Raw genomic sequence first — 26,902 nt, forward strand, 5'->3', positions numbered from 1 at the left:
CGCTCAGGGCATGGACGGGCTCCCTACGTCCCTCCGGGAGACGGCCAGGTAGCCCACGAAGCCGAGGATGGCCACCGTCCAGGACAGGGTGACCGGTCCGAGGCCCAGGCCGATTCCTCCCCGGTCGTGGCCGGCGGCCATCCAGTCGGCGATCGAGGCGCCGAGGGGGCGGGTGACGACGTACGCGGTCCAGAAGGCCGTCACCGCGTCCAGGCCGCCCCGGCGGTGGGCGACGGCCGGTACCGCGATCGCGGCCGCGTACAGGACGGCGGAGCCGAGGTAGCCGAGTCCGAGCGAGGCCGTGAGATCGCCGGCGGCGGTGCCCAGGGCGAAGGTGGCCAGGACGGCGGCCCAGTAGAAGACCTCGCGGCGGCGGGTGCGGACGCTGTGGATGGACAGGGTGCCCTCGCAGCGGTACCAGAGGGCGAAGACGGCGGCCAGCGCGGCCATGAAGAACGGGGCCGAGAGGGTGTACGGCACGCCCAGGCCGACGTGCAGCACGTCGGCGGCCATCGTGCCGAACACGCTGACCATGACGATCGCGGTCCAGTAGATCCAGGCCACGTACCGCCGGGCCGCGAACTGCACCGCCAGCACGGCCGCCAGGACGACCCCGCCGACGCCGACCGCCGGGACCGGGCCGAGGAGGTGGGCAAGCCAGTCCGACGCCGTCTCGCCCATCCCCGTCGTCAACACCTTGACAATCCAGAAGTAGGCCGTCACCTCCGGCACCTTGCTCGCCGTGTGACGCAGGTGGCCCACGGGCCGGTCATGAGTGAGGTGATCAGTCGGCATGGCAGGCACGATGACACGGTGCCCGGCCGTGGCCCCAGACCTTTTTGCCAGAGTTTTGGCGCCTCTGGCGGTCGCCTTACCCGACGCTCGCACCCTCCTCACGGAGATCGCCCTCACGGCACGGCTCGCGGGTCTGGACGGCGCGACAGGCGCACTCAGTTGGTGGATTCCGCCTTCTGGGCCATGCCGGGCGACCGGGGAGTCGCAGGGTGGGGCAACGGAATCCTCTGCGCGAGCTTGTCGCCCTCGACATCGAGGTCGGGGAGCAGGCGGTTCAGCCGGGCGGGGATCCACCAGGCCTTCTCCTGCGCGAGGGCCATGGTGGCCGGGATGAGTGTCATGCGGATGACGAAGGCGTCGATGAGGATGCCCGCGGCCAGCGCGAAGCCGGCCTGCTTGATCATGGGCTGGGCGTTGAAGATGAATCCGGCGAAGACGGAGATCATGATGGTGGCCGCCGCGACGACGACGGAACTGGCACGAGCGAAACCGGCGATGGTGGCGTCGAGCGGGGTGGCGCCGTGGACGTGTGCTTCGCGCATGGAGGTGACCAGGAACATCTGGTAGTCCATGGCGAGCCCGTAGAGGATGCCGGTGATGATGATGGGCAGCAGGCTCACGACGGGAGCCGTGGCGTCGAGTCCGATCAGGTCCTGCAGCCAACCCCATTGGAAGACGGCCGTGGTGAGGCCGAAGGTGGCGGCGATGCTCAGCAGGAAGCCGAGGGTGGCCATCACCGGGACCATGAAGGAGCGGAAGACCAGGAGCAGGACGATCAGGGAGAGTCCGAGCACGGTTGCCACATAGAGGGGCAGGACGTCGGCGAGCCGGTCGGAGACGTCGATCGCGAGGGCGGTGAAGCCGGTGATGCCGATGGCGGCACCGTGGGCGTCGCTGATCTGCGGGCTCTTGTTCCGTACGGCGGTGACGAGGTCCTTGGTCGCGTCGTCGTTCGGGCCACTGCCGGGAATGAGGCTGAGAATGGCCGTGGTGCCGGTGCTGTTCATCCCCGCCAGTGAGACCGCGGTCGTGCCCTTGATGTCCTTCAAGTCGGCGGTGACCGCGGCCAGCGTCGCGGGAGTGAGGCGTTGTTCGCCTGTGGTGGGGCTGACGGCGACCAGGAGCGGGCCGTTGTAGCCGGGCCCATAGGCGTCGCTGACCAGCTCGTAGCTTTGGCGCTGCGCGGTGCCGTTGTTGTAGCTGGCCCCGGAGGGCAGGCCCAACTTCATGTCGGCGGCAGGCACGGCCAGGATCGCGGGAACCAGGAGCGCGGCCGCGAGAGCGGGGTACTTGTGGCGGACCAGGCGCGCTCCCCAGCGTGTTGCCCGCGCGGGCGCCGCGACGGATTCCCGCTGCCGCGCCGTGTTCCGGGTCCGGTTCGAGCAGATGCGTTCTCCGACCAGACCCAACAGCGCCGGGAGCAGGGTCAGGGCGAGCAGGACGGCAACCACGATCGTGGCGGCGGCGACGACTGCCATGGTGCTGAGCAGAGTGATCCCGACGACCAGAAGCCCCATCAGGGCGATGACGACGGTGCTGCCGGCGAAGAAGACCGCGCTTCCGGCGGTGCCGATGGCACGGCCGGCCGCTTCGTGCGCGTCCAGGCCGTCGTCCAGGATCAGCCGACGCTGCCGGTTGACGATGAAAAGGGCGTAGTCGATGCCCACGGCCAGTCCCAGCATCAGGGCCAGTACCGCGGTGAGCGAGTGGATCTCGAAGACGCTGGAGAGGGTGAAGGCGCCGCCCACTCCCACCGTGACGCCGACCAGGGCGATGACCAGGGGCAGCCCCGCTGCCACGACCGATCCCAGAGTGATCAGCAGGACGAGGGCCGCGACGACGACGCCGACGATCTCTCCGACGCCGACGACCTCGGGGATCTCCATCATGCTCGCCGACGGCAGGACCTTCAGGCCGCCGGGTGCGGACGCGCCTTCGGCGGCCTCGACGGTGCTGTCGATCGTCCCGGAGGGAAGCTCGTAGGTCTGCTCGTCGAACTGGAACTGCATCAGCGCCGTCGAGCCGTCGGCCGAGACGGTGACTCCCGGCACCGGTTGACCGTCCGCCTGGAACGGTACGGGGGTCTTGTCGGAGGGCGACTGTCCGGCAGCCTGAGCCACCGCCGCCTGGGCCCGCATCAGCGGGCTGTTCTCCCCCTTGGCGGCTTCCCGGGCCAGGACCTTCCTGGCGTCGATGACGTGGTCGTGGCCGTAGACGGCGTTCACCGCCGCCAACAGGGCGGTCCGAACGCCCACGTCGTCGATCCGGGCACCGTCCGGGGCCTTGAAGACCAACATGCCCTGACCTCCGGAGGCTTCCGGCAGAGATGTGGCCAGATCGTCGATGACCTTCTGGGACGGGGTGCCGTCGATGCGCACCTCGTTGCTGAGCTTGACGGGGCTGGTCGCAAGAAGCGCCACGACTGACGCCACCACGGCCAGCCAGCCCGCGATGACGTACCAGGGCTTGCCGTAGGCAAACCTTCCCAGTCGGTAGAACAGGACGGACACAGCTCTCTCCCTTCTCCACGCGCCCATGACGGGGCCGCGCGACGCACGAAGTGAGAGGGTACTCTCAAAACGATAGGGGACTATCATTCGAGGTGCGGATAGCCTTCTTCGGAGCCTGCCGGAGCAGAGAGGAGCCGCACATGGCGACCACGAAAGACCGCGCCCCCCGGCGCAGAGTCGACGCACGCTCCAGCGTGGAGCGCATCACCGCCGCCGGACGCACCGTCCTCAGCGCGGGCGAAGCCTCCCTGGAACAGATCGCGGCCGAGGCCGGCGTGGGCATCGCCACCCTCTACCGCCACTTCCCCAACCGGGAAGCCATCGTCCGGGCCGTCCTCGACGACATCCTCGAGACCGACCTGCTCCCCCTCATCGAGGGTGCCGCCGACGCACCTCACCCGCGCCAGTCCCTCCAGGACATCGCCACACAGCTGCTCAGCCTGATCGCTCAGGAACAGGGACTGGTCACCTTCGCCAGCAACTTCACCGACGTGGCCATGGACGCCCTCCAACGCCTCAGCGACTCCCTCCATCCCCTCCTGTTGCGCGCGCAGCAGGAGGGCGAGATCCGCCCCGACCTCACCGCGGAAGACATTCCACGGTTCCTCGTGATGGCCGTCGCCGGCCTCGCGCTGCCGGGCACGGCACCCTCCCTGCGCGCCCGCTTCATCGCCCTGCTCTTCGACTCGCTCAACCCCACCAACGCAACCCCCCTCCCCCCGCTGCGGCCCGAAGAGGGCGATCTGCGCACCGCGCTCAGCCACGTCGCACGCACCTGATCGACGCCGGGATCCGACGCGGGGGCCGGGCCGCGCAGAGAGCTTCCCCGCGAAGGAGTCCCTCGCGCAGGTCCGCTCGGACGGTCGCGCCGCGCACCGCTCGGCCGGGCTGCTCGAACTGCCCGACGAGCCGGTGGCGCTCGGTGCCGACCCGCTCGAACCGCTCGTGCTCGGCCTCAAGGTCGAACTCCCGGAGGGCTCGGAACGCGGTCAGCGCCACCGGGTCGACCTCGTGCAACGACGGGCCGACACGGGACGGATCGTCGGCGGCCTCGCCGTCCTGGTCAACACCGTGTGGCGCACGGGACAGGGACGAGAACGACGGACATGCGTCGGCCGCGCGGACGTCATGGCACCGGCATCGCTCAGTCGGCCAGCATCTTGAACGTCCGTTGGTGCCAGACCAGCGGATTGCGCTCGTCGTCGGCCATCATGGCCAGCACCCGCAGCACGATGATGTCGTGGTCGCCGGCCGGGTAGTGGTGCTCGATCGCGCACTCCAGCCAGACCGGCGCGCCCTGAAGGAAGATCGCGCCGGATGCCGTTTCCTCCGTGCCCAGGCCCGCGAACCGGCTTTCCTTGCTGGGGGACGCGAGTTGCCGGGCCTTGTCGCTGTGCGCCTCGCCCAGGACGGACACGCCGATCGCCCGCGCGCGGGACAGCACCGGCCAGGTCGTCGAGCTGTGCTGCACGGCGAAGGAGACCAGGGGCGGTTCGGCGGAGACCCCGACGGTGAACGACGAGACGATCATGACGGTCGGGTCGCCGTCGACGCGCGCCGACAGGGCGGCGACTCCTGAGGGGAACGCGGCGAACGCCCTCTTCAGCTCGCCGAGATCCGAGGTGAGGCCTTCCATGCCTCCCAGACCTTCGATGCCTTCAATCGTCGTCATCGTGCGTTCCTCGTCTTCGCGGCGTCGAGCACGGTCCGGCCCCACTGGCCGGCCCAGCGGTCGAGTGAGTCGTCCGTCGTGTAGGTGGAGTCGAGCTGGTAGAGCCCCTGCGCGGGGCAGGTCGCGCCGAGTTCGACCAGTACGGGTTTGAGGCTGAGCTCGGGAGCGAGGGCGTGCGCGGGTCCCGCACCGAGCATGAGCGGCAGCGCCACCTGGCCGGCGAGGCCGGTCGCCGTGGCGAACTGGTCGAGGAAGAGCTTGAGCAGGCCGGTGTAGGTGCCCTTGTAGGTGGGAGACGCCGCGATCACGATGTCGGCGGCCCGCACCCGCTCGACGGCCGCGGTGACGTCCGGGTCGCCCCAGGCGAGCAGACCGGCGCCGAGTTCGGCGACTTCGAGGACCTCGCAGTCCAGCCCGAGGGCCGCGGCGAGGCGTTCGGCGGCATCGCGGGTGCGCGAGCCGGCCTTGGGGTTTCCTATGACGGCGACAGCCTTCATCAGGCGACTCCTGTCGGTAGAGAGGGAGCGGCGGCGGACGCCGCGGGAGTTCCGGCGCCTGGACGGTCGACGCGGAGGAGCGCGGAGGCGAGGAGGCAGAGCAGTCCGGCGGCCGCCAATCCGCCGAGAGTCGCCGCGTAACCGGATCCGGCCAGGAGAACGGCACTGGCCGCGCTGCCCAGCACCGCGCCGAGCTGCTTCATGGCGTTGAAGGCTCCCGAGGCCGCCCCGACCTCGTCCGCCGCGACCGTGGTCACCGCCGCGATCGACAGCGGCGACCAGACGAACGAGTTGCCCACGCCGTACACCGCGAAGGCGACGGTCAGGGCGGGGATCGGCGCGTCCGTCGCGACGAGTACCGCAGAAGCCGCGATGGACAGGACGAGCGCGGACGAGCCGAGCACGGCGACGGCACGCGGCCCGATCGTGTTGTTGAGCCGGGCCGAGACCGGGGCGCCGAGCAGGCACACCACACCCATCGGTACGAGGGTGAAGGCCGCCGCGCCCGGGTCGAGCCCGCGCTCCTGCTGGAGGTAGAGCATCAGCGGGATCATGGCCGAGCCCGCGCAGAAGGCCGCGGCGGCGCCACCCCAGGCCGCGATGACGAACCCGCGACTGCGCAGCAACGCGACGGGGACGAGCGCACGTTGCCCGTCGCGACGCTGCAGCCAGACCACGGCCACGACGACCATCACGCCGCCGGCGATGAGCACCCAGCGGGGTACGCCCCACGCGTCGGCGCTCACGGCGTCCGTGCCCTGGATGCCGAGGACGAGCGCGGCGACGCCGGTGGCGTTCGCGCAGATCGCCCACACCGGGATGCCCGCCTCCTGACGGGGCAGGGCGGGGACGAACGCGGCCACGGCGACCATCGCCGCCACGCCGATCGGGACGTTGACCCAGAACACCGCGGGCCAGCCGCCGACGGCGACGAGCAGGCCGCCGGCCAGCGGCCCGGCGGCCACCGCGGCGCCCCCGACCGCACCCCAGACGCCGAGTGCGACGGCGAGGCGCGGCGGCTGGAACAGCGCCTTGATGAGGGTCAGGCACTGCGGTGTCATCAGCGCGGCCCCGACGCCCTGGAGCACCCTCCACCCGATGAGTGCCTCGATGGTGGGAGCCAGCGCGCACAGCAGCGACCCCAGCGTGAAGGCGGCGAGTCCGACCAGGTGGACGCGCCGGTGGCCGTAGCGGTCGCCCAGTCGTCCCGCGGTGAGCAGGGGCACCGCGTAGGCGATGAGATAGCTGCTGTTGACCCAGATCGCCAGGGTCTCGCTGGTGTGCAGGCCGGTGATCAGCGCGGGCAGCGCGACCGAGGTGACGGTGCTGTCCAGCAGCAGCATGAAGAACCCGGCGCACAGGCTGCCGAGGGCGAGCCAGTGGCGTCGCCCGCTTGCCGCGGTCGTCCGCCCACTTGCCGCGGTCATCTCACACCGCCAGGTTCTCGCGCAGTGTGGCGCCGGGGTGGGCGGGCGCGAGGGCGCCACGGCGGCGCAGCTCGGGCAGCAGCTGCTCGCTGATCCCGTTGAAGCCGGAGGGCATGGCCAGCGGGCAGGAGATCATGTAGCCGCCGCGTGATCCGGTCGCGGCGAAGTTCTCCTCCAACGCGTCGGCGACGGTGGCGACGTCGCCGACGACGCTGTGATCGAGCCCCGTCGCGCTGCTGCGGCCGTGTGCGAAGAACTCGTCGCGGCTCATCGTGTGGTCCTCGCCGAACTCCGCGATGAGCGAACCGACGAGGCCCGCCGGGCTGGCGTTGGCCGCGACGATCTCGTCGCGCAGCTCGGCCAGGCGGAAGGATCCCGGCAGCGTCGAGAAGTCGTACCCGGCGTTGTGCGACAGGTAGGTGGCGACGGCCTCCTCGTTCCAGAACTCGTCCACCGAGTCGCGGCGCGCCCGTGCCTCGGCCGTCGTGCTGCCCACGATGACCTGCGTGGCCCAGAGGATGCCCACGCGGGCCGGGTCGCGCCCCTCGGCGAGGAGTGCCTCGTCGAGCAGTTTGCGGTGCCGCTGCTGGCCCGTGAGGCTGCCGCCGAACCCGAAGACCAGATCGGCGAACCGTGCCGAGGCGGCGATGCCGCGCGGTGAGTTGCCCGCCTGGACGACGAGCGGGTGGTGCTGCGGGCTGGGGACCGACGCCAGCGGCCCCTTGACGGTGAAGAAGCGCCCCTCGTGGTCGATCGGGCGCACCTTCGCCGGGTCGGCGAACCGGCCCGTGGCCCGGTCGCGCACGATGGCGTCGGGTGCCACCGAGTCCCACAGCGCGCGGCAGACGGCGACGAACTCCTCCATCCGCTCGTAGCGCAGGTCGTGGTCCATCAGCTCGCCGAAGCCGTAGTTCGCCGCGTCCGCGCCGCGCGTGGAGGCGACCACGTTGAAGGCGATGCGCCCACCGGTCACATGGTCGAGGGAGTTCAACAGTCGGGCCACATAGAAGGGGTGCATGAACGTCGAGGAGTACGTCAGCCCGAAGCCGACCCTCTCGGTCGCGGTGGACATCGCCGCGATGACGGGTGACATGTCGTGGCGCGGCCACTGGATGCCCCACTCCACGGCCGGCTCGATGCTCCCCCGCCAGGTGCTGGGGATGCCGCTGCCGTCGCCGAAGAACAGCATCCCGACGCCCGCGCGCTCGGCCGTCCGCGCCAGCTCCATGTACATGCGTACGTCGGGGAAGTCCCGCCCGACCCAGGAGCCCTGCCGGGCCCAGGCGCCCTCGGTGTGGGTGAAGGAGAGGTCGTAGGCGATGTGCATGCCGGTCACGGTGCTGCCTTCTTCCACAGGTCGACGACCTCGTCGCTGTCGGCGAGCACGGCCACGTTGAGGCCCAACTGCACAAGCGCCGCAGCATGGATGTCGAGGTCGTAGGCGGCCGTGGCGTCCCGGGGGACGACGACGGGCCAGTCCAGTTGCACGGCGTCCTGGGCGGTCGCGTAGACGCAGCACTCGCTCGTCAGGCCCACGACGGTGAGCCAGCCGCAGCCGGCCGCGCGCAGCCGCGCGTCGAGATCGGTACCGAGGAATCCGCTGTACGCCCGCTTGACCACACGCGGTTCGCCCTCGGCGGGCCGCATCCGGTACCACTCGGCGCCCGGCGTCCCGAGCACGCACGGCTCGTCCGGGCCCATGGGAGCGTCGTAGTCACCCCCGCGCAGCCAGTTGCTCGACCGCCACGGCCGCGCGGGGTCACTACCCAACTCGACCCAGACGACGGGCACTTCGGCCGCACGGGCGGCGTGGACGAGTTCGCCGATTCGGGTGACGGTCTGGTCGAGCGCCGACAGCGCGGCAGCCGTCAGGCCGTATTCCGTCAGGCGGTCCGGATCGGCGAAGTCACGCTGTACGTCGACCACGACCAGCGCGGGCCTGCTGCCGGGCCGGGTGAGGTGGGCGAGTTGCCGTTCACGCAGGTCTTGTCCGTCACGCAGGTCATGGCTGTCACGCACGTCTTGTCCGTCACCCAGGTCTTGTCTGTCACGCAAATCTTGTGTGCCGCGCAGGTCGGACATCAGGCCGCCACCTCGTCACGGGCGCGCAGGGCCGGCAGCACGGTCTCGCCGAACAGCAGCATGTCCTTGTCGTACTCCGGGAAGATCAGCATGAGTCCGTCCAGGTCGGCCTCGTGCACGATGTACGCGATGTGGTCGGTGACCGTCCGCGCCGATCCGGCGACGTACGGCGTCTGGAACGCCGCCTCACCGCCCGCGCCCTCGGCCCACGCGCGGGCCTGGTCCTCGGGCATGCCCCAGGTGCGGCGCATCTGGGCGAGCGCCTCACGGTCGAGACCCGCGCTCCACTCCTTCACCTTCCGGGCTGCCAGTTCGTCGGTCTCGTCCTGGACGACGGTGAGCATCGAATAGGTCTTGCAGACACGGCCGTTGGCCTTCGCCCGCTCGTGGACGTCCGTCGAGAGGTTCCGCATCTCGTCAAGGCTGTCGGCGGCGAGGAAGGCGCCGTCGGCGTATCGGGCCTGGAAGCTGCGGGCCTCCTCGGACCGGCCCGCGTTGATGAGGGTCGGGCGGACGGCCGGATGCGGGCGGGACTCGCAGTCGACCAGATCGAAGTACGGCGTGCGCAGGGTGACGGAGTCCTCGCTCCACAGCCGGGTGACGGCCTCCGTCCACAGCTCCGTCATCTCGTAGCGGTCCGCGTGGCTGAGCTGCGGGTCCCACATGCCGAACTGCTCGAACTCCCCCGCGTAGGCGCCGTTGACGATGTTCATGCCGACGCGGCCGCCGGAGATGTCCTGCAGGGTGGTGAACATCTTCGCCGCGATGGCGGGGTTGTGGACGTTCGCGTGCATGGTCGCCCAGATCTTGACCCGGCTGGTCGCCTCGGCGAGCGCCGACATCATCGTCATCGACTCCAGCGAGCGGCCCCAGTGGTCGGTGCTGCCGCCGAAGCCGCGCCACTTCGCCATCGACATGACGAAGTCGAGGCCGATGGTCTCGGCGTGCAGGGCCGCGCGCTTGTTCCACGCGTAGTTCGCCTCGGGGTGGGGAGCGGTCGTGGACAGCATCCATCCCCCGTTCCCGATGGGGAGGAAGATTCCGTACTCTTTCGCGGGCATGTGTGCGCCTTTTCGTGAGAGTTCTGATCCGCGTTGCGGCTAGGGGGCGGGCCAGACGAGCTTGCCGTCCGCGTAGATGTCTTTGACGTAGGACGTGTCGAACCAACCCTCGGCCCGGTCGGCGGTCACGCTGCCGGGCACGATCTCGAACTGGTGCAGCATGTCGACGATCCCCGCGACGTTCTTGTCGTCGATGCCGCCCAGCGGCTGCCCGGGCGTCGGATGGTCCTCGACGTAACGCGTCTCGGTCTTCCAGATGGTCGTGTTCAGCTTCTTGTCGTACGTCGGTCCGGACATCTCTGCCGCGTACCCGACGCACTCCGCGATGTGCTCCTCGCCGGCGTTGCAGTAGTCGTAGGCGTGCAGCCCGGCGCGCAGGATGTCCTCGACGGCGTGCGGGTGTGCCTTGGCGAACGCCGGGTTCACCGCCATCGCGCCGAGCGAGCTCGGGACGCCGTAGTCGACCGGCTTCCACACCGTGACGGGGTGGCCGGCCGCCTTGAGCTGGTTGGGCTCGTTGGAGACGAATCCCGTGAGGGCTTCGAGGCCGTTCTGCCTGCGCGGCAGTACGGAGGGGTCGTAGCCCTGCTTGACCAGCTTGAGCGAGTCCCACTTCACTCCGGCCTTGACCAGCATCGCCCGGACGGTGGCGGGGACGTAGCCCTTGTGGCCGACGACCTTGCCGTCGAGCTGGGTCAGCCTGGTGATGTCCTTGTTGGTCATCAGGACTTCGAGGCCGGCGTTCGAGTACGAGGAGATGCCCGTGAGGTCGACGCCGTTGGCCCGTGCCTGGATGACGTCCTGCTCGGCGACCGGACCCACGGTCGCCTGACCGCTGGCGAGCAGCTTGGTGTTCTGCGCCGTGTCGCCGGTGCCGGGCTTCAGGGCGACGTTCAGGCAGAGGTCCTTGAAGTAGCCGAGCTTGGCGGCGGCGACGTATTCGAGGATCGACACCGACGCCTGGTACTGGTAGCCCGACAGGTAGGTGATCGTGCCGGCGGCCTTGTTCTCGGCGCACCGCTTCGCGGAGATCGCGGAGCCCACCGAGCCGGCCGAGCCCGCCGAGGTGTCGGCGCCGGAGTCCGCGCCGCATCCCGCGAGGACGGTGGTCAGAGCGAGGGCGGCGAGCGTGGTTCTGATGAGGCGGGGGTGCGGCATGGGTGCCATGGGAGGCATGGGAGGCATGGGTGACTCCAGACTGGCGGCGGCCGCCGGGGAGGGTGCGGAGGAGAGCATGGGTCGCCGAGTGCCCCGCCGTCGCGGGCCACGGGCTGAACGGGGAAGAGGGAAAGGGGCAGGGGGAAAGGGGCAGGGGGAAAGGGGCAGGGGGAAGGCGTGCGAGGAAAGGTGAACGGGGAAGCGGGAAACGTCAGTTGTGCGCGCTGTCGTGCCAGTGCAGGACGCGGCGTTCGACCAGCGTCACGGCGAGCAGCAGCAGTACGCCCATGACGGCCAGGACGAGGATCGAGGCGTATACGATCGGCAGCTGGTTCATGGACGAGGCCGTGCTGATCGCGGTGCCGAGGCCGTGGGTGGATCCGGACGCCGACATCTCGGCCACCACGGCGCCGACGATCGACAGCGGGAAGACGATGCGCAGCGCCGCGAAGAGGAACGGCAGCGCGTTGGGGATGCGCACGTGCCACAGCAGTTCGAAGCGGCCGGCGTCCATCGTCCGGTACACCTGCAGCACCTCCCGCGGCACGGACCCCAGACCGGCCGCGGTGTTGATCAGGATCGGGAAGAAGCAGATCAGGCCGGCGATGACGAGCTTGGGCAGCGGGCCGAAACCGAAGGCCACGACCAGGGCGGGGGCGATCGCCACGAGCGGGGTGACGTTGAGCACGACCGCGATCGGCATCACCGCCCGGCGCAGAAACGGCAGTTCGCTCGTCAGCACCGCCAGGACGAACGCGGCGACGAACCCGATCGCGAGGCCGCCCGCCGCCTCCCCCACGGTCACCAGGGCATTGTCGACGTAGTAGCCGAACTGGCTGGTGAGCGAGCTGCCGATCTTCGGCAACGGCGGCAGCAGGTAGGGCAGCTCCCGGGCCGCCCACTGCCACAGGACGGCGAGGAACACCGTCATCACGAGGAGCGGCGCCCACACGGAGGGGCGGATCCACGCGACCCGGGACTGCGGATGCCTGAGGCTGAAGCGCGACGGTTCGACGGGCTGCTCGTTCTCGGCCGCCATGGTGGCGCGTTCGTCGGTCACGGTCATCTCCACGCTCCCCCTCACGCGGCTTCGCCGTGCCAGGCACGGCGCAGTCGGTCTCGGATCAGGTCCTCGTACTCGTGGAAGCGGCGCTCCCCGAAGAGGCGGTCACCGCGCGGCCGAGGCAGGTCGACGTCGATGACGTCCACGATGCGGCCGGGGTGAGGGGCCATGACGACCACGGTGTCGGAGAGCCGGACGGCCTCGGACACGGAGTGGGTGACGAACAGCACCGTCGTCTTCAACTCGTCCCACAGGTCGAGCAGTTGGTCCTGAAGGCTCTCGCGGGTGAACTCGTCGAGCGCCGAGAACGGCTCGTCCATGACGAGTACGTCGGGCCGCAGACCGAAGGCGCGCACGATCGCCGCCCGCTGCCGCATACCACCGGAGATCTGCGCCGGGAGCTTGTGCATGGCCTCGCCGAGACCGGCCTTGACGAGGAGTTCCCGCATGTCGGGGGCGGTTGGCGCGGACGGTGCGGCCGGCGCGGACTGCGCGGACTCATGTTCCGCGAAGCCGGTGATGCGCTCGCGGCGCTTGCCCGACCCCTTGTTGATCTTCTGCGGCAGAGTGACATTCCGGAGCACGGACAGCCACGGCAGCAGGGCGGGGCTCTGCGGTACGAGCCCGATCATCTTGGCCGCGCACGCCTGTGCGGGCGGCACACCGTGCACCCGGACCTCGCCCCGGTCGGGCCGCTCAAGGCCTGCCACGAGGCGCAACAGCGTCGACTTGCCGCAGCCGCTGGGCCCGATGAGGCTGACGAAGCGGCCGGAGGGCACCGTCAGATCGACGTCGTCGAGGGCATTCGTAGCGGACGGCCCGAATCCGTAGACCCGGTGCACCGACCGCAGCTCAAGTGCTGGCGTACCAGTCACCTTCACGCTCCCATCCATGTCGCGAGCGCGAAGGCTCGATCCTGGAAGTCGGAGAGCGTGCGTAGCGAGTGCGAGACTGCGACGCGGAAATCCGCTTAGGTGCTCCCGACACTAGGAGCCCCGTGTTTCACCCTTTGACCGCACCATGTTTCGCGGACTTTACGTTCGACTGCCCAGTGTGACGACCGTGTTGCCGTCGAAGACGTAGACCTCGATCCCGAGGTCCGCCGCCGCGCGTGCCACCCAGCCGCCGAGAGCCTGCACGATCAGCTCGGTGACGAGGAGCACCGTGCGCTCGGTGGTCGGCACCGAGTCCCGAAGCCAGAGCAGCTTGAACATGTCCGCCATGACCTTGTTGCGGTAGGCGGGCTTGTAGGCGCCCTGGTTGCTGACAAGCTGGACGAGCACACGCCCCGCGGCATCGATTCCCTCGACCTCGACGCGGCTGTGATCGGGCAGCATGAGCGGCTTCGGACGCAGGCTGACGCCGAGCCGGTCGCCGAGCGCCAGCAACATTCGGCGTTCGATGGACCCCTCGGTGAACCGGCTCCACTCGGTAGGGGCGTCAAGGACTGTGAGGTGCACGCGGCGGAGTCTAGGAAACACCCGTTTCGCCCGTGTTTCACGTTGCCGGTGCTCCCATCACGTCAACCCCGAGGGCCGGGCGTCCGCCTCCGCAGCGAACCCGCAAGCGGGATGCTCATGGAGCGGGCGGTGCTCGGCCGGGTCGATGACGGCGTCCCCGAACGGGCCGGTGACGGGGAAGTGCTCGCCCTCGCGCAGGCCGGACAGCCGCGGTGACACGACGCCGTCCTCGCGGTACCGGGCGGTGATGCGGGTGCGTCCGCCACCGGCGCGGCTGATGGTGTGGTTACGCCGGCCGGGAGCGTCCAGTTCCGTGCGGTGCGCCCGGAGGTACTGACCGGGACGCGCTGCCGCGAAGACGGGGCCGGGGTCCCCGAACTCGATGCGCGTGGCGGTGGTGGCCGGCCGGCTCACCGAGGTCACCGTGGCCATCCGTGGCCATCCGTGGCGCCGACGCGATCTCCGCCCGGCTCAGTCCCTGGCTCGCGCAGGTGAGCAGGCGACGTGCACCTGCTCGCCGACCTTGGCGGTGCCCGGTGTGCCGACCCGCGCGTAGACCCCGCAGTAGAGGTGCCCGAAGTGGGCGGCGGGGATCCCGAACTCCGCCCAGGCGGGCAGGCCGTCGACGTAGAGGTTGGCCCTGAATCGCCGTGGATCGAGCAGGGTCTCCGCGACGCGTGCGATGTCGCGGACGGTGGCGAGGTTGATGAGGGATACCGGCGCGTCGGTGAAGTCCTACAAGTGTCTGCCCGAGGAGACCAGGCGCGCGGTCCGGCCCGAGGGTCCGAACCAGTCCTGGACTCGGACCCGCAGCGGTCTACGGCCTTGCGGAACAGCTCCTCCTTGTTGCCGAAGGCGGCGTAGATGCTGTGCCGGTTCCGAAGCAGGCACAGGTCAACTGCTCAGGGACGCCCCGCGCGACGAACCCTTCACGGCCGCACCGTGAGCGCAGGACCGCGGTGCACGGCCCACGACAGAACTGTCTTCGAGAAGCCGACAGACGTGATCCTGCCTCCGGAGATCAGGCTCGTGCGTCTCGCTGCTGCACTTCCTTGAGGACTCCGGCCACCGTCACGAAGTCGTTGTCCACATGGAGAACCGTGTGCCCATGGTGCACAGCCGTCGCACACACCAACAGATCGATCGCCCCAGCCGCCCGATGCTGGCCTTGCTGGGTCAGTTTGTACTGGGCGGTGTCGACCCAACGCCAGGCGTTCTTCGGAACCGGAGAGAGCAAGCAGAGCGCGTCCAGTTCCTCTGCGAGTTCATCCCGATGGGACGGGCTGGTTGCCGAGTAGAGAAATTCTGCACGTGTCGGCTCGCAGAGGTGGAACACCCCGGCGGCGATGTGTCCCTCCCAGGGCCGCAATGCGCCTGGGGTGCGAAACAGGTGCCACAGAGCCGAGGTGTCCACCAGATACGTGATCACTCGAAGGCCTCGCGTCGCGCACGCTTCTCCGCGTCATGCGCCGCCGCGGCCTGCTCGAACTCTCCACGCGCACCCCGCGCCGCCAGCTTCTCCGCCGCCTCAAGCCGCTTGATCCGCGCCACGTAGTCCCGAAGGGCCGTGTTGACGGTCTCCTTCTTCGTCGTGACGCCCATGAGCCGCATGGCCTCGGCCAGCGCCTCGTCGTCGAGATCAATCTGCGTGACGGACATCGGACACCTCCAGCATCCACGATGTATGCACCCAAGATACATCACCAACATTGGGCGCAGCCACCGATCACAAACAGACCACGCGAGGGAAGTGCGCTGGACGTCGGGGCGCTCCCATGGGTCGCTTCCCGCCACGGGCGAGCCGACGGAGACCCGCTCGACGTCGACATGAAATACCGCATAGACGTCATGCCCGACTTAACCGGAATCAGCGTCCAGAATTTGTCCAGGCGCTCATGGAGTCATGATCATCACGGGATCGCCAGGACCCCCACACCCTCGCCCCAGCCAGGAAAATGCCTGGTCAGAAGGTTTCTCCTCGCGTAGCGAGTGGTGGGGCGGGTGGGACTCGAACCCACGGCCGACGGATTATGAGTCCTTTGAGGATCTTGGCGACCCTTGTCGATCAGTGCCCATCTTGGTCGTTTTCCCAGCTCAGAAGGGTTTCGGCGCCTCACCCCTTCTCGGCCCTTGTCAGCCTTTTCCGATCCTTGTGTCCAACCTGCGTCCAGAACACGTCCTGGAAGGACAAGCCCAACCAGCTTCCGAGACGATCGCCCCAGCTCCGGAGTGCGCCTCGAACTCGCCCGCAGCGGATTCACCTACCAACGCGCAGAGGCTTCACCCCGGTGATCGGAACGGAGCCTCTATGACCATCGGCGCCCCGACAGCGTCTCAACCAACAGCGACGTAGACCCTTCGCAGGGTGGAGCTGAACAGCTCTACCACCCCCGGTCGGCGACCTGACCCTGAACCTCGAGTCGGTCACCCTCAACGACGGCACGGAACGGATCCTGGTCACCCACCACACCGAACCGGACTCCACTCCGCCGAGGCCCTGCGTCTGCTGCTGAGCTGGGAGGACGCGACCCGGGCCAGCAAAGGCTCGGCAGTCCCTCAGGCTTGATCAGCATGACAGGCGGGCGGCCGACAACCACCACATCCATGAGCCGGTTTGCCATACGGCATCCGCCATCTGAGGGCTGGACCTCGCCGGCAAACAGCCGGCAAACAGCCCATCCGCGTCGACACGCGCATGGCCACCACGCAGGTCGGTCTCGCCGGTGCCCGCGCAAGGTGCGGTCATGCATCACCCCGTACGGCAGCACAGCCCCTGGTGAACGCGCCAGCCACCGCCGCCCAGCGGTCACCATCACCTTGCACCACAGATGACGGTGCCGTGCCCGGAGGCGCGCAGATCCATTCCGGAAACACGAAGAGGACAACGGGACAGCCGAGGGGCTTGCGAGGCGGTGCACTCTGGGCGTCTGGTGACGCCAGCGGCGAGCCGGGGTGAAGAGGATCCGCTCGTCGAAAATCCAGGCGTTGAACGCCTCGCCGGGTGAGGAGCGGTGGCCGGTTCGCGGTCGCACCGCGATGCGTCACTGGCGGCCGAAGACGGCGAGCAGCAAGGATTCCCGCGCACCTACGAGTTCAGATGCATCGGTTATGTCCGACACGTTCCACCACAGCCCGAACTGGCCGTGCAGCGCGCTCCACAGCACCTTGGCCAGCCGCTCGTCGTCCGTGACGCGCACCTCCTCCGTCTCGCGCAAATAGGGCGCGACGGCCTCGCGCCAGGCGTCCAGTACGGGTTGCATGGGGTGGGGGACGGATTCCGGCCGTGAGGGAAGCGAAGGACCGACGCGGAAGAGGAGTTCGTACCGGCGCGGTTCGTCGAGGGCGAAGTCGCAGTAGGCGTCGACGGTGGCGCGCAGGCCGGCCCAGGTGTCCTCGGCGGGAGCGGACTGCCGTGCGGCTCGCATTCTTTCGGCGATGGTGGCGTTGACGGTGTCGAGCAGTGTCCACATCAGCTCGGTCTTGTCCTTGAAGTGCTTGTAGATCGCCGGCGCGGTCACTCCCGCCTCGCGGGCGACAGCGCGCAGCGAGATGCCCTCGGGGCTCCCGGTCTCCTCCAGCAGGCGGGAAGCCGCGTGCAGGATCTCCTCACGGAGCCGCTGCCCCTCGCCCCAGCGGTTCGGGACCCGCTTCACCGTGCCCTGCGCAGCACTCATCGGCACCTCACCCTTCCCGATCGCTGTGACGGGGACAGTATCCAGGCCCCGCGCCGCTGTCGAAAAAGCCACTGAGTCCATTACCTCGGGTTCCGCTCTCCGGTCAGATGGTTTACGGTGTTCACCAAGTCAGTGAACACCGTAAACGAAGTTTCTCGCACCCGAACGGGGCTGTGCGCCATGTCCCGAACCGCGGGCACCCACGATCTGGGCACGGACCGGACCGAGAACAACGGAAGGACCCCGATGAGCACACCGGAGAACACCAGGCTCCAGGCCGTCTTCAACGACCTCCAGCCGACGATCGAGGACCTGATCATCAAGCACGACGTCACCCAGGAGGAGTTCCAGCAGGCCATCGCCTTTCTCCAGGACCTCGCCGAGGCCGACGAGCTCATGCTCGCGTCCTTCTTCTACTTCGGGTGGGGCGTGATCATGGCCAACGAGGGCCGCGCATACGCGAATCCGGAGAAGGACGGTGCGAGCACGTATGTGCCCACGGGGCCGGCCTATGTCCCCGGCGCTCCGCTCCTGGAACGCCCCTACAAGCTGCCCATGCGCCCCGACGAGCCCGGTGAGCCGCTCCTCGTGTCCGGGCAGGTGCGCTCCACGAGCGGCGAGCCGATCGTGGGCGCCGAGATCGACATCTGGACGGCCAACAAAGCCGGCGACTACTCGAACATGACCCGGGAGATGATCCAGCCGATGGACTTCCCCCTCGACGAGAGTCTGCCCCCGTTCAACCTGCGCGGCAAGATGCTCACGGACGACGAGGGGCGCTACGAGTACTGGCAGGTCATGCCCGGTATCGAGTGGCTCGGCCTGCGCGAGGGCGGCCCGCTGGACGGGTTCTTCAAGAAGCTGGGACGGGTCGAGGCCCGCCCGCTGCACATCCACGCGATCGTCAGCGCCGCCGGCTTCCACCCGCTCACCACGCAGACCCACTTCTCCGACGACCCGTTCATCGGCAAGACCTTCGATCCCCGCACGACGCCCGCGTCCTCCGTGTACGACACGCAGCTCCATGACGACCCGGCCGACTTCAAGGCCCGCGGCCTGGACACGCCTTACCACACCATGACCATCGACTACGTGCTGCGCCCGGCGGCTCCGGCGGTCTGAGCGTTCCGCGTCCTCTGGTGGGCCCAGGCGGAGTGCAGATGCGATACCGCCCTCCGCCTGGGCCCACGCGGACCGTTGAAGGAGGATCCGTATGCCCGACAGGGCTGCCGGCAAGTCGGCCATCCGTGGCCTCAGCGCACACTTCAGCCACATGGTCGACCGGCTACGCGGTGCCGAGGCCGCCGCGACCTTCACCGAGAACGGCGTACTGAAGACGGACACACGTTTCGAGGGCAGTGCGGCCATCGCGGCCTGGTCCGACGACAGGATCACGGCAAGCCCGTCAAGATCGGCTGCGGGAAGACCGGCCGTCTCCTCTCCCATGTGCATGTAACGACCGACAACGTCATCGCCAGCTCGTCAGGACAGGCGCCGGTTGGCTGTTCGAGCACCGAAACATGAACGCTCTCCAGCCGAACGCGGAAGGTGACGCAACGCGACTCCGCAGACGCTCAGGCTCCCGCAGACGTGACCCCGCCGACCGCCAAGAGCGCCGGAGCGACGCGCCGAGCCGAAGAGCCCTGGCCCCCGAACCGCTGTCGGTCCCCGGGGCCGACGAGGAAGTTGAGACATGGACCACGCGGCATCCCCTCCCGACGAACCGTCTGTCGGCCGCACGCTGGCGGTCCTGGGCCTGGCAGCGATGTCCTATGCCCTGGCGCAGACGTCCATCGCGCCGGCCCTGCCCGACATCGCCGCCTCACTGCACAGCAGGACCCAGGATGTGACCTGGGCGTTCACCGGCTTCCTGGTGTCTGCTGCGGTACTCACCCCGGTGATGGGCCGGCTGGGCGACATGTTCGGCAAGCGGCGCCTGCTTGTGGTCGTGCTGGCCCTGTTCGCCATGGGTGGGACCATGGCCGCGTCGGCCGACGGTCTGGGCCTCGTGATCGCCGGGCGGGTGGTGATGGGCGCGGGCGGCGGCATCCTCCCGCTGTGCTTCGGCATCATCCGCGACAACTTTCCCGACAAGCGACGAGCCGGCGCCCTGGGACTCGTGTCGGCCGTCGTGGGCGTCGGCGGGGGCATCGGGCTCCTGATGGGCGGCTTGCTGGTCGATCACGCCTCGTACCGCTGGATCTTCTGGACCGGCACCCTGCTGGCGCTGCTGTCGGCTGTCGCCGTGCACACGCTGCTCCCCGGGTCGGTGAACCGCACCCCGGGCCGGGTCGACCTGCCGGGCACCTTGCTGCTGGCTGTCGGCATCACCGCCCCGCTGATCGCCATCAGCCGGGCCAACGAGTGGGGCTGGAGCAGCGGCCTGGTCCTGGGACCGATCGCCGCCGGACTGGTCGTCCTGGTCATCCTGGTAGTGGTGGAGCGCCGCACGGCCGATCCGCTGATCGACATGGGCGTCCTGGGGCGGGGGCCGGTGCTGATGACCAACCTGGCGAGTCTGCTGGTCGGCTTCGGGCAGTTCGGGGTGTTCCTGCTGGTGCCCCAGCTGATCCAGACCCCGACAGCATCCGGATACGGCTTCGGGGGCGACGCGACTTTGGCGGGACTGGTCATGCTGCCCGGCTCCCTGACCATGCTGGCCGCCGGCCCGTTCTCAGGCTTCCTCAGCGCCCGCTTCGGCGGCAGAACGCCCCTCGCCCTGGGCAGCCTGATCACCGGCACCGGGCTTCTTCTCCTCGCCGTGAATCACGACTCCCAGCACGCCGTACTGGCCTTCACCACGCTCGCCTTCACCGGAATCGGCATGTCGTACGCCGCCATGCCGAACCTCATCGTCGACGCGGTCGAGCCCGCCCGGACCGGAGAGGCAACCGGCATCAACACCCTGGTGCGTGCGATCGGTGCCTCGCTCGGCACCCAGGTCATCGCCGCCGTCCTCGCCAACAGCTCCAGTGCCACGGGCCCACAGCCCACCGCCCACGCCTACACCGTGTCCTTCACCATTGCCGCCGCCGGCGTACTGGTCGCCTCCACCGTCACCCTGTTCATACCGCGGCCCCGCAACCGCCCCCAGACACCGAGCAGCCACAAGGAGACCGGCCCTCCCGGCCACGCCGAGGACACACCCTCAACACCCCGGCCCGCGCCAGAGACGGACTCACGCAATCCCTCCCCGTCCCCGGCCGACTGAGCCTGCCGCACTGTGGAGCCCCGGGCAGAAGTCTGCGCCGCGGCTTCCTGGTGTCATTGCCTTCGAACAACTGGTCCTCCCCTTCCTGACCGCGGGCTCTGCGTCCTGACTCTGGCCCGGCCGGTTGGGTTCACCCTCGGACACATTCCCGCAGTCCGGTCCCCTTCCCTGCCTCCGCATCCCCGACCTGGAGAACACGATGCCCACGCCCGCCCCGGTCGACCTGACCGAACTCAGCACGTCCCTCGGCGGTTCCCGCCGGCTGCCCGGCCATCTCGCCCACCCCGAGGGCACCGGCCCCTGGCCCGGTGTCGTCGTCGTCCACGAGGCCCTGGGAGTGGACGACGTCATGCTCCGGCAGACCGAACGTCTCGCGCAGGCCGGCTACCTGACCCTGATGCCGAACCTGTTCGCCGACGGCGGCGTCCGCCGCTGCCTGGTACCCACGATGCGCGCCGCGACGTCGGGCCGAGGCCGCGCCTGGGCAGACCTGGAAGCCGCTCGGCAGACACTGGCCGAACACCCCGACTGCACCGGACGGGTCGGTGTCATCGGCTTCTGCATGGGCGGCAGCTTCGCCCTGGTCGCGGCGGGACGAGGCACTTTCGACGCGGCCTCCGTCAACTACGGCGTCGTGCCCAAGGACGCAGAGCATGCCCTCGCCGAGTCCTGCCCGGTGGTGGCCAGCTACGGCGGTCGCGACCGCACGCTCAAAGGGGCCGCGGCCAGACTGGAGTCCGCACTGACAGCAGCCGGCGTACCTCACGACGTGAAGGAGTACCCGGCAGCCGGGCACTCCTTCCTCAACGACGCCGAGAACGCCCCGCGCCTGCTGCGCCCCCTCACCCGGATCGCGGGGATGGGACCCGAGCCGGAGTCCGCCGCCGACGCCTGGCGCCGCATCGAGACGTTCTTCGCCGAACACCTGACCGATGTGTGACCGCCCCGACCGAAGGCCGACCGGGAGACCCACGCACCGCGCTGCTTTCCTGGCGGCCGACACGGGGATTCTCTGCGCTCTGGCACTGCACACCCGTAGCCACCCGTAATACGAGGCCGACATGGCGACGCTCTTCGTCGGCGGACTGCTCACCTGCTGCTTCGCGGGTCCATGCCCGGAGAGCAAGGACCCGCCGCTCGGCCCGCACGTCGTGGTTGACTCAACGTCCCGCCCCAACCTCATCTCCAACGGAGACGAGGTTGAACGACGGGCTCAGACAATCTCTGTCTGCCCGCCGTCGACCACCAGGTTGGCACCGTTGACGAACGAGGCGTCCTCGGAGGCAAGGAAGGCGATGGCGGCAGCGATCTCCGATTCCAGACCGAGTCGCCCAGCGGGTATGAGGGGTATGACGGCCTCGGCCTGCTCGCGGTTCACCCCCGCTGCCTCGTAGGCGTGTGTGTAGACCACGCCGGGACTGATGGCATTGACTCGGATGCGTCGCTCGCGCAGCTCGTTGGCCCAGGTGCGGGCCATGGACTGCTGGGCGGACTTCATGGCGGCGTAGGCCCCGAGACCGGGGCTGCCCCGCTCCCCCTCGATGGAGCTCACCAGGACGATCGATCCGCCCTCGGGCATCAAGGGCAGTGCCTTCTGAACGGTGAATGCCACGGCTCGCAGGTTGAGGGCGTACGACGCGTCGAGCTCTTCGCCCGTGTAGGTCTCGATGGTGCCGAATGACGGTGCGCCGGCGTTGGCGACCACCACGTCCACCTGCCCGTCGGCCTCGGCAAGCGTGGCGTAGAGCCGGTCGAGATCGTCGTTGACGGTCACGTCGGCGCGGACGGCGACCGCGGCAGGGCCCAGTCGGGCGACCGCTGCGTCGAGCTCGGACTGTCGACGGCCGACGAGGTAGACGGTGGCGCCCTCGGCGACGAACCGTTCGGCGGCGCCGAGTCCCAGGCCGGTGGAGCCCCCGGTGACGACCACCGTGCGCCCCTCGAATCGCTTCATCGCGGCAACGCTGCTCTCACTCATGGTCCGGGACCAGGACGATCCGGCCTCGGAGCCCGCCCTCGGCGAGGGCCTGGTGGGCATCGGCGATCTGCTCCAGCGGATAGGTCTGGGCCACCCGCAGGCTGATCAGGCCGGCGCCCGCGTAGGCGGCCAGCTTGGCCAGGCGCTCGGCGTCGGTGTGCCAGGCCAGATTGGTCATCCGCACCTGGCGGCGTGCCATGGGCGCGGAGTTGAGCAGCGACACGAACGCACCGCCGTGGCGTACGGCGTCGGCCGTCCCGGCGGCCAGGTTGGCCGCGTCCACCGCGCCGTCCACGCCACCGGGCACCAGCTGGCGCACCGTGGGCACCAGGTCGTCGTCGCGCGAGACGAAAAGCTCCGCGCCGGCCTCCAGGACGAGCTTCTCGTCGGCCGCCCCGGCCTGGGCGATCACCCTCAGCCCCCGCAGCCGCGCAAGCTCGACCGTGAAGAGCCCCACCCCACCGGCGGCGCCCGACACCAGCAGCCACTGCCCCGGCTCCAAGGCCAACGCGTCCAGCGCCTGGTCGGCGGTGGTGGCGTTCAGCCCGACCGTGGCCAGGTGCACCAGGTCGGTGCCACTCGGCGCCGGGGCGAGTTCCCACTCTTCCAGTACGACGTACTCGGCCTGAGTCCCGAGCGGCCGGTCCAGCCGCTCCTGAGTGCCGAGGACGGCGTCCCCGACGGCGAACCTGGTGACACCCTCGCCGAGGGCAGCGACGGTGCCGGCCACATCCGTGCCGAGGCCGAACTGCGGGCGCGCTCCGGTCGCGCCGTACTGAATGTTGAGCCCCGTGCGCACGATGACGTCGGCGAAGTTGACGGTGGCGGCGGCCACCTTGACCAGGACCTCTCCGGGCCCCGGTTCGGGTGTCGCCACGTCGACGATCTCGATCGCCTCGGGGCCGCCGAACTCTCTGACTACTGCTGCACGCATCTGTCCTGTCTTCCTCTCTGGGCGTCCCGTGTGGAACCGCAGGTCCGACGTTGGTCCACCGATGAGGTTCGAGGAAGGTCCGCTGTTACCTGGGTCCAGCAGGGCCAGGCAGGTCTGCCACCAGCGGCGTACCGTCGATGGGGTGGAGACGACTATCGGTGCGTTCCTGCGAACCCGACGCGAGCGCATCACGCCTGAACAGGCGGGGCTGCCCCCCAGCCTCACCCGGCGGCGGGTACCGGGGCTGCGACGCGAGGAGGTCGCCCTGCTCGCCGGTGTCAGCCCGGACTATTACCAACGCCTGGAACAGGGGCGCACCGCGCACGTCTCCGACCAGGTCCTCAACGCCGTCGCACAGGCGCTCTCCCTCTCCGACATCGAGACCGAGCACCTTCGCAACCTGGCTCGCCCGAGTCGCCTCGGCGCCGAGGCGAGAGCCACACAACGGGCATCGGGAGTAGTGTCCGACGAGCCGCTGGTCCGGCTGCTGGAGGCCATCGGAGACGCGCCCGCACTGCTGCTCGACGCCCACCTCGACATCGTGGCGGCCAACGCCGCGGCCGAGGCCGTGTTCGCAGTAAGCAGCATGCCGCAGCCCCGCAACGCGGCGCGAGAGCTCTTCCTGCACCCCGAGGCCCGATCACGGTACGCGAACTGGGAGGCAATCGCTGCCGAGACGGTCGCGCAGTTGCGCCTGCTGACGGGACGCCGACCCGACGACGCCAAGCTGGCGACGCTGGTCGGTGAGCTGGCCATCCGCAGCGAGCCGTTTCGGCAGCTGTGGGCGACCGGCGACGTACGGGAGAAGCGGTTGGGCGTCGCCCGTATCGTGCACCCGGTCGTCGGCACGCTCGAATTCGACTACCACATGCTGACCGTGCCCGCCCGTCCCGATCGCACACTGCTCACCTACCTGCCGCGGCTCGGCTCATCAACGGCTGAAGCCCTCGGGATGCTGCTGAGCTGGGTCGCCAACCGACCCGACACGGCCGGTCAGGACGTTTCCGCCGCAGCACCGGAGTCCGACGGGGAGGCAAGCTCGGCAACCGCCTGAGCGTCCTTGTAGTAGACGCCAAGGCGGCGGATGCGTCCGTCGGCAAAGCGATACAGCGCGTGGTTACCGCTGGTCGCCCGTTGCCCGGTCGTTCGGGAGGTGAACTCGGCGTCGAAGTCTCGAACAGGGACGGCGTTCAACTGATCAAGCCTGTCGAACGTAAACGGAAGGCTTCTGAGACACCCGGGCCTGGTTCATCCACTCTGTTTCTGGCGGACTTTCATCGTCCTGGGACGGGTTCAAGGGGATGGAAGTCGCTCCGGTAATAGAGGGTTGGGGTGCCCTCGGCGCGGCGAACGTTGTCGACGCGGCCGAGAAGGATCGCGTGGTCGCCAGCCGGGTGGATCTCGTAGGTGCTGCATTCGAGGGTGACAGCGGCGCCGTCGAGCATGGGAAGTCCGTGCTCGTTGGCGACGAAGCCGGGATGGGCGAACTTGTCGGCACCCCGGGTGGCGAACTGCAGGGCGAGTTCGGTGTGCTCGTCGGTGATGACGTGGACGAGCCAGCGTTCGGCGCTGGTGAAGGCGGGGTGGCATTCGGCGCTGGCCGCCAGGCACACCAGGATCAGCGGGGGTTCCATGGAGACCGAGCAGAACGAGGTCGCCGTGAAGCCGCGCCACTGCCCGGCATCGTCGACGGTGGTGACGATAGTGACGCCGGAAGGGAAAGAGGCCATGGCCTCCCGAAAGCGGCGAGTTTCAGTGCTGATGATGTCTGTCATAAGAGCGTTCGCTCCCACCTGCGTGATGAAGATCGAGCCTCGTGCGCGTGGTGCGCAGGAAGGCGATGGGGTTCGGGTTGCGGGCTCAGGTCGAGGTGGCGCCGTCGAAGGCGACTCCCGGCGGCGCTCCGGCAGTTACGGAGTCGGCCAACCGACCGCGATCGACAAGGCGTGCGAGGTGGCTTGGACAGGTCCGGGCTCAGCGTTGCGGATGCGGATCGCATGTCCTGGTGAAGTTGCTGAGCCCGGACGAGCCCACGCCGATGAAGGCTGTGTCGGCCTCAGAGCACGCAGCCGATGTGCGCTTTGGTGAACGGCAGTTCCACCGGGGCTCCGAAGAGCGTGGTGGCGTACAGGCCGGCATGGTTCTCGTAGATCCCGATGGGGTGGTTGCGCATACCCATCAGGTCGCGCAGGTAGTGCTGGAACAGCTTGTCGCTGCCGAGTACGGCACCACCGCCGATCTCGAACACCTTGGTGACTGCGGCAAGGCACTGGCCGATGGCCTGGGACGCCTCGAACCGGGCCTGGACGCGCGTCTCGCCAGAGATCGGCGTGCCCGCGACGACGTCGGCATAGATGGGGCCCCAGGTGCGCGGGATGCGCGCACGCGTGTCCCTGACCAGGGTCACAGCCTCGGCCAGGCGCGTGTGGAGGGCCGCGTTCTGCGTAGCCGCCGCGCCGGTCACGGCCGACACGCGGCGCCTGTTGTCGTCGATGAAGGCGTCGAGCGCGCCGGTCGCGGCGCCGATCGCGCAGGACGCGATGTTGTAGGCCCACATCGACATCCAGGGCAGGTCGAAGATCGGGCCGGTGTTGACGGCCTTGCCCGGCTCGGTGTGGTGGTAGAGCGCGTCGACGGTCAGGGTCCGGTACTCCGGGACGACGGCGTCGACCGTGACGTCCTTGCTGCCGGATCCCTGGAGTCCCGCGACCTGCCAACTGTCCTGGTCGATCTCGTAGTCGAACGCGGGCAGGAGGAACGTCCGGAACTCGGGGCCGTCGCCCTCGTCCGGGATGACGCCTCCGAGGAGGACCCACTGGGCGTGGTCGACTCCGCTGAGGAACCTCCACCGCCCTGTGAGCCGGAACCCGCCCTCGACACGCTCCACCTTGCCGGTGGCAGCGAGGGAGGAAGCGGCGCGGGCGTCCGGGTTCTCGCCCCAGACATCCTGCTGGGCCTGCTGGGAGAACAGCCCGAGGTACCAGGCGTGCCCGCCCAGCAGTGCGGCGACCCAGCTGCCGGCCGGACACGCCGAACCAAGCCGGGCCAGCCCCTCCTCCCAGGTCGACGGGTCGACCTCGAGCCCGCCCCACTGCCGGGGCTGCACCGCGCGGAAGACACCGACATCCGCCATCGCCCGGATGCTCTCGTCGGACATGCGCCGGAGTTCGGCGGCCTTGAGCGTGTTCGTCCTCAGCAGCGGCAGGATGCCGTCGATGCGCTCCAGGTAGCGCGCGGATTCGGCGGGCGGCCGGGGCGCGTCGGCTTCGGCAGCCCGGGAGGGCTGGAGAACGTCGGCGTGGGGGGATCGTGACACGGTTCATCTCTCCTCAGCACGTACTTACTTAGGCTTGCCTTGCCTCAGTAGTACGCTACAGTTT

General features: G+C 69.3%; 27 protein-coding genes. 6 read left to right on the forward strand and 21 right to left on the reverse strand.

Annotated elements, in window-relative coordinates; genetic code table 11:
- Positions 1-3 precede the first annotated feature (3 nt).
- Together K4B79_RS15945 and K4B79_RS15950 are read right to left on the reverse strand one after the other, a co-directional pair.
- Positions 4-795 (reverse strand): COG4705 family protein, encoded by a 792-nt coding sequence (locus K4B79_RS15945; protein ID WP_232027243.1) that lies wholly within the window; start codon positions 793-795, stop codon positions 4-6.
- Between the two features lie 155 nt (positions 796-950).
- Positions 951-3,305: an MMPL family transporter gene (locus K4B79_RS15950; RefSeq protein ID WP_232027244.1), complete on the reverse strand. Its 2,355-nt coding sequence runs from the start codon at positions 3,303-3,305 to the stop codon at positions 951-953.
- 140 nt (positions 3,306-3,445) lie between these two features.
- On the opposite strand from K4B79_RS15950, the gene K4B79_RS15955 reads away from it, so the two are divergent.
- Positions 3,446-4,084 (forward strand): TetR/AcrR family transcriptional regulator, encoded by a 639-nt coding sequence (locus K4B79_RS15955; protein ID WP_232027245.1) that lies wholly within the window; start codon positions 3,446-3,448, stop codon positions 4,082-4,084.
- Here the strand turns inward: K4B79_RS15955 and K4B79_RS15960 are convergent.
- The 15 genes from K4B79_RS15960 to K4B79_RS16030 form a co-directional block, all read right to left on the reverse strand.
- On the reverse strand, positions 4,062-4,304 hold the full coding sequence (locus tag K4B79_RS15960; RefSeq protein WP_232027246.1) for a hypothetical protein: 243 nt from the start codon (positions 4,302-4,304) through the stop codon (positions 4,062-4,064). The genes K4B79_RS15955 and K4B79_RS15960 overlap by 23 nt on opposite strands.
- 145 nt (positions 4,305-4,449) lie before the next feature.
- Positions 4,450-4,977 (reverse strand): flavin reductase family protein, encoded by a 528-nt coding sequence (locus K4B79_RS15965; protein ID WP_232027247.1) that lies wholly within the window; start codon positions 4,975-4,977, stop codon positions 4,450-4,452.
- A complete protein-coding gene (locus tag K4B79_RS15970) occupies positions 4,974-5,474 on the reverse strand; it encodes an NAD(P)H-dependent oxidoreductase (RefSeq protein WP_232027248.1) in 501 nt (166 codons plus the stop codon). Before K4B79_RS15970 ends, K4B79_RS15965 begins: the two co-directional genes overlap by 4 nt.
- Positions 5,474-6,901 carry an MFS transporter gene (locus K4B79_RS15975; RefSeq protein WP_232027249.1) on the reverse strand — a complete coding sequence of 476 codons (1,428 nt, stop codon included), beginning with the start codon at positions 6,899-6,901 and terminating at the stop codon, positions 5,474-5,476. Before K4B79_RS15975 ends, K4B79_RS15970 begins: the two co-directional genes overlap by 1 nt.
- Position 6,902: 1 nt before the next feature.
- Entirely contained in the window at positions 6,903-8,228 is a 1,326-nt protein-coding gene (locus K4B79_RS15980) for an NtaA/DmoA family FMN-dependent monooxygenase (RefSeq protein ID WP_232027594.1), read from the reverse strand.
- 5 nt (positions 8,229-8,233) lie between these two features.
- Positions 8,234-8,920 carry a cysteine hydrolase family protein gene (locus K4B79_RS15985; protein WP_232027250.1) on the reverse strand — a complete coding sequence of 229 codons (687 nt, stop codon included), beginning with the start codon at positions 8,918-8,920 and terminating at the stop codon, positions 8,234-8,236.
- Between the two features lie 62 nt (positions 8,921-8,982).
- Positions 8,983-10,044: an LLM class flavin-dependent oxidoreductase gene (locus K4B79_RS15990; RefSeq protein WP_232027251.1), complete on the reverse strand. Its 1,062-nt coding sequence runs from the start codon at positions 10,042-10,044 to the stop codon at positions 8,983-8,985.
- Between the two features lie 39 nt (positions 10,045-10,083).
- Entirely contained in the window at positions 10,084-11,211 is a 1,128-nt protein-coding gene (locus K4B79_RS15995; RefSeq protein ID WP_232027252.1) for an ABC transporter substrate-binding protein, read from the reverse strand.
- Between the two features lie 202 nt (positions 11,212-11,413).
- Positions 11,414-12,268 carry an ABC transporter permease gene (locus tag K4B79_RS16000; protein ID WP_232027253.1) on the reverse strand — a complete coding sequence of 285 codons (855 nt, stop codon included), beginning with the start codon at positions 12,266-12,268 and terminating at the stop codon, positions 11,414-11,416.
- Between the two features lie 14 nt (positions 12,269-12,282).
- Complete coding sequence (locus K4B79_RS16005) at positions 12,283-13,140, reverse strand: ABC transporter ATP-binding protein (RefSeq protein ID WP_232027254.1); 858 nt, start codon at positions 13,138-13,140, stop codon at positions 12,283-12,285.
- A 159-nt stretch (positions 13,141-13,299) separates the two neighbouring features.
- Positions 13,300-13,725, reverse strand: coding sequence for a hypothetical protein (locus K4B79_RS16010; RefSeq protein ID WP_232027255.1), 426 nt, complete (start codon positions 13,723-13,725; stop codon positions 13,300-13,302).
- Between the two features lie 57 nt (positions 13,726-13,782).
- Positions 13,783-14,157 carry a hypothetical protein gene (locus K4B79_RS16015; RefSeq protein ID WP_232027256.1) on the reverse strand — a complete coding sequence of 125 codons (375 nt, stop codon included), beginning with the start codon at positions 14,155-14,157 and terminating at the stop codon, positions 13,783-13,785.
- A 589-nt stretch (positions 14,158-14,746) separates the two neighbouring features.
- The gene (locus tag K4B79_RS16020; RefSeq protein ID WP_057574795.1) at positions 14,747-15,154 is read right to left on the reverse strand and encodes a PIN domain nuclease; all 408 of its coding nucleotides are present in this window, start codon (positions 15,152-15,154) and stop codon (positions 14,747-14,749) included.
- Positions 15,151-15,384, reverse strand: a complete 234-nt coding sequence (locus K4B79_RS16025) for a type II toxin-antitoxin system VapB family antitoxin (RefSeq protein ID WP_019067000.1) — start codon at positions 15,382-15,384, stop codon at positions 15,151-15,153. Before K4B79_RS16025 ends, K4B79_RS16020 begins: the two co-directional genes overlap by 4 nt.
- A 1,382-nt stretch (positions 15,385-16,766) precedes the next feature.
- The gene (locus K4B79_RS16030; RefSeq protein ID WP_232027257.1) at positions 16,767-17,399 is read right to left on the reverse strand and encodes a TetR/AcrR family transcriptional regulator; all 633 of its coding nucleotides are present in this window, start codon (positions 17,397-17,399) and stop codon (positions 16,767-16,769) included.
- A gap of 180 nt (positions 17,400-17,579) precedes the next feature.
- On the opposite strand from K4B79_RS16030, the gene K4B79_RS16035 reads away from it, so the two are divergent.
- From K4B79_RS16035 to K4B79_RS16050, 4 genes are all read left to right on the forward strand, one after another.
- Entirely contained in the window at positions 17,580-18,521 is a 942-nt protein-coding gene (locus tag K4B79_RS16035) for a dioxygenase family protein (RefSeq protein WP_232027258.1), read from the forward strand.
- Positions 18,522-18,612: 91 nt separating this feature from the next.
- Positions 18,613-18,855, forward strand: a complete 243-nt coding sequence (locus tag K4B79_RS16040; RefSeq protein ID WP_232027259.1) for a nuclear transport factor 2 family protein — start codon at positions 18,613-18,615, stop codon at positions 18,853-18,855.
- 237 nt (positions 18,856-19,092) lie between these two features.
- On the forward strand, positions 19,093-20,610 hold the full coding sequence (locus tag K4B79_RS16045) for an MFS transporter (RefSeq protein ID WP_232027260.1): 1,518 nt from the start codon (positions 19,093-19,095) through the stop codon (positions 20,608-20,610).
- 199 nt (positions 20,611-20,809) lie between these two features.
- Positions 20,810-21,550, forward strand: coding sequence for a dienelactone hydrolase family protein (locus K4B79_RS16050; protein ID WP_232027261.1), 741 nt, complete (start codon positions 20,810-20,812; stop codon positions 21,548-21,550).
- 273 nt (positions 21,551-21,823) lie between these two features.
- Here the strand turns inward: K4B79_RS16050 and K4B79_RS16055 are convergent, their stop codons facing one another.
- Entirely contained in the window at positions 21,824-22,564 is a 741-nt protein-coding gene (locus tag K4B79_RS16055) for an SDR family NAD(P)-dependent oxidoreductase (RefSeq protein ID WP_232027262.1), read from the reverse strand.
- A 16-nt stretch (positions 22,565-22,580) separates the two neighbouring features.
- Positions 22,581-23,522, reverse strand: coding sequence for an NADP-dependent oxidoreductase (locus K4B79_RS16060; protein ID WP_232027263.1), 942 nt, complete (start codon positions 23,520-23,522; stop codon positions 22,581-22,583).
- 142 nt (positions 23,523-23,664) lie between these two features.
- Here K4B79_RS16060 and K4B79_RS16065 point away from each other — a divergent pair, with 142 nt between their 5' ends.
- Positions 23,665-24,576, forward strand: coding sequence for a helix-turn-helix transcriptional regulator (locus K4B79_RS16065; protein WP_232027264.1), 912 nt, complete (start codon positions 23,665-23,667; stop codon positions 24,574-24,576).
- Between the two features lie 220 nt (positions 24,577-24,796).
- On the opposite strand, the gene K4B79_RS16070 is transcribed toward K4B79_RS16065, so the two are convergent.
- Positions 24,797-25,297 (reverse strand): flavin reductase family protein, encoded by a 501-nt coding sequence (locus tag K4B79_RS16070; protein ID WP_232027265.1) that lies wholly within the window; start codon positions 25,295-25,297, stop codon positions 24,797-24,799.
- A gap of 281 nt (positions 25,298-25,578) precedes the next feature.
- The gene (locus K4B79_RS48290; protein ID WP_232027266.1) at positions 25,579-26,838 is read right to left on the reverse strand and encodes a hypothetical protein; all 1,260 of its coding nucleotides are present in this window, start codon (positions 26,836-26,838) and stop codon (positions 25,579-25,581) included.
- Positions 26,839-26,902 lie beyond the last annotated feature (64 nt).

It is taken from the genome of Streptomyces lincolnensis (assembly GCF_021173675.1).
Taxonomy (GTDB): domain Bacteria; phylum Actinomycetota; class Actinomycetes; order Streptomycetales; family Streptomycetaceae; genus Streptomyces; species Streptomyces lincolnensis_B.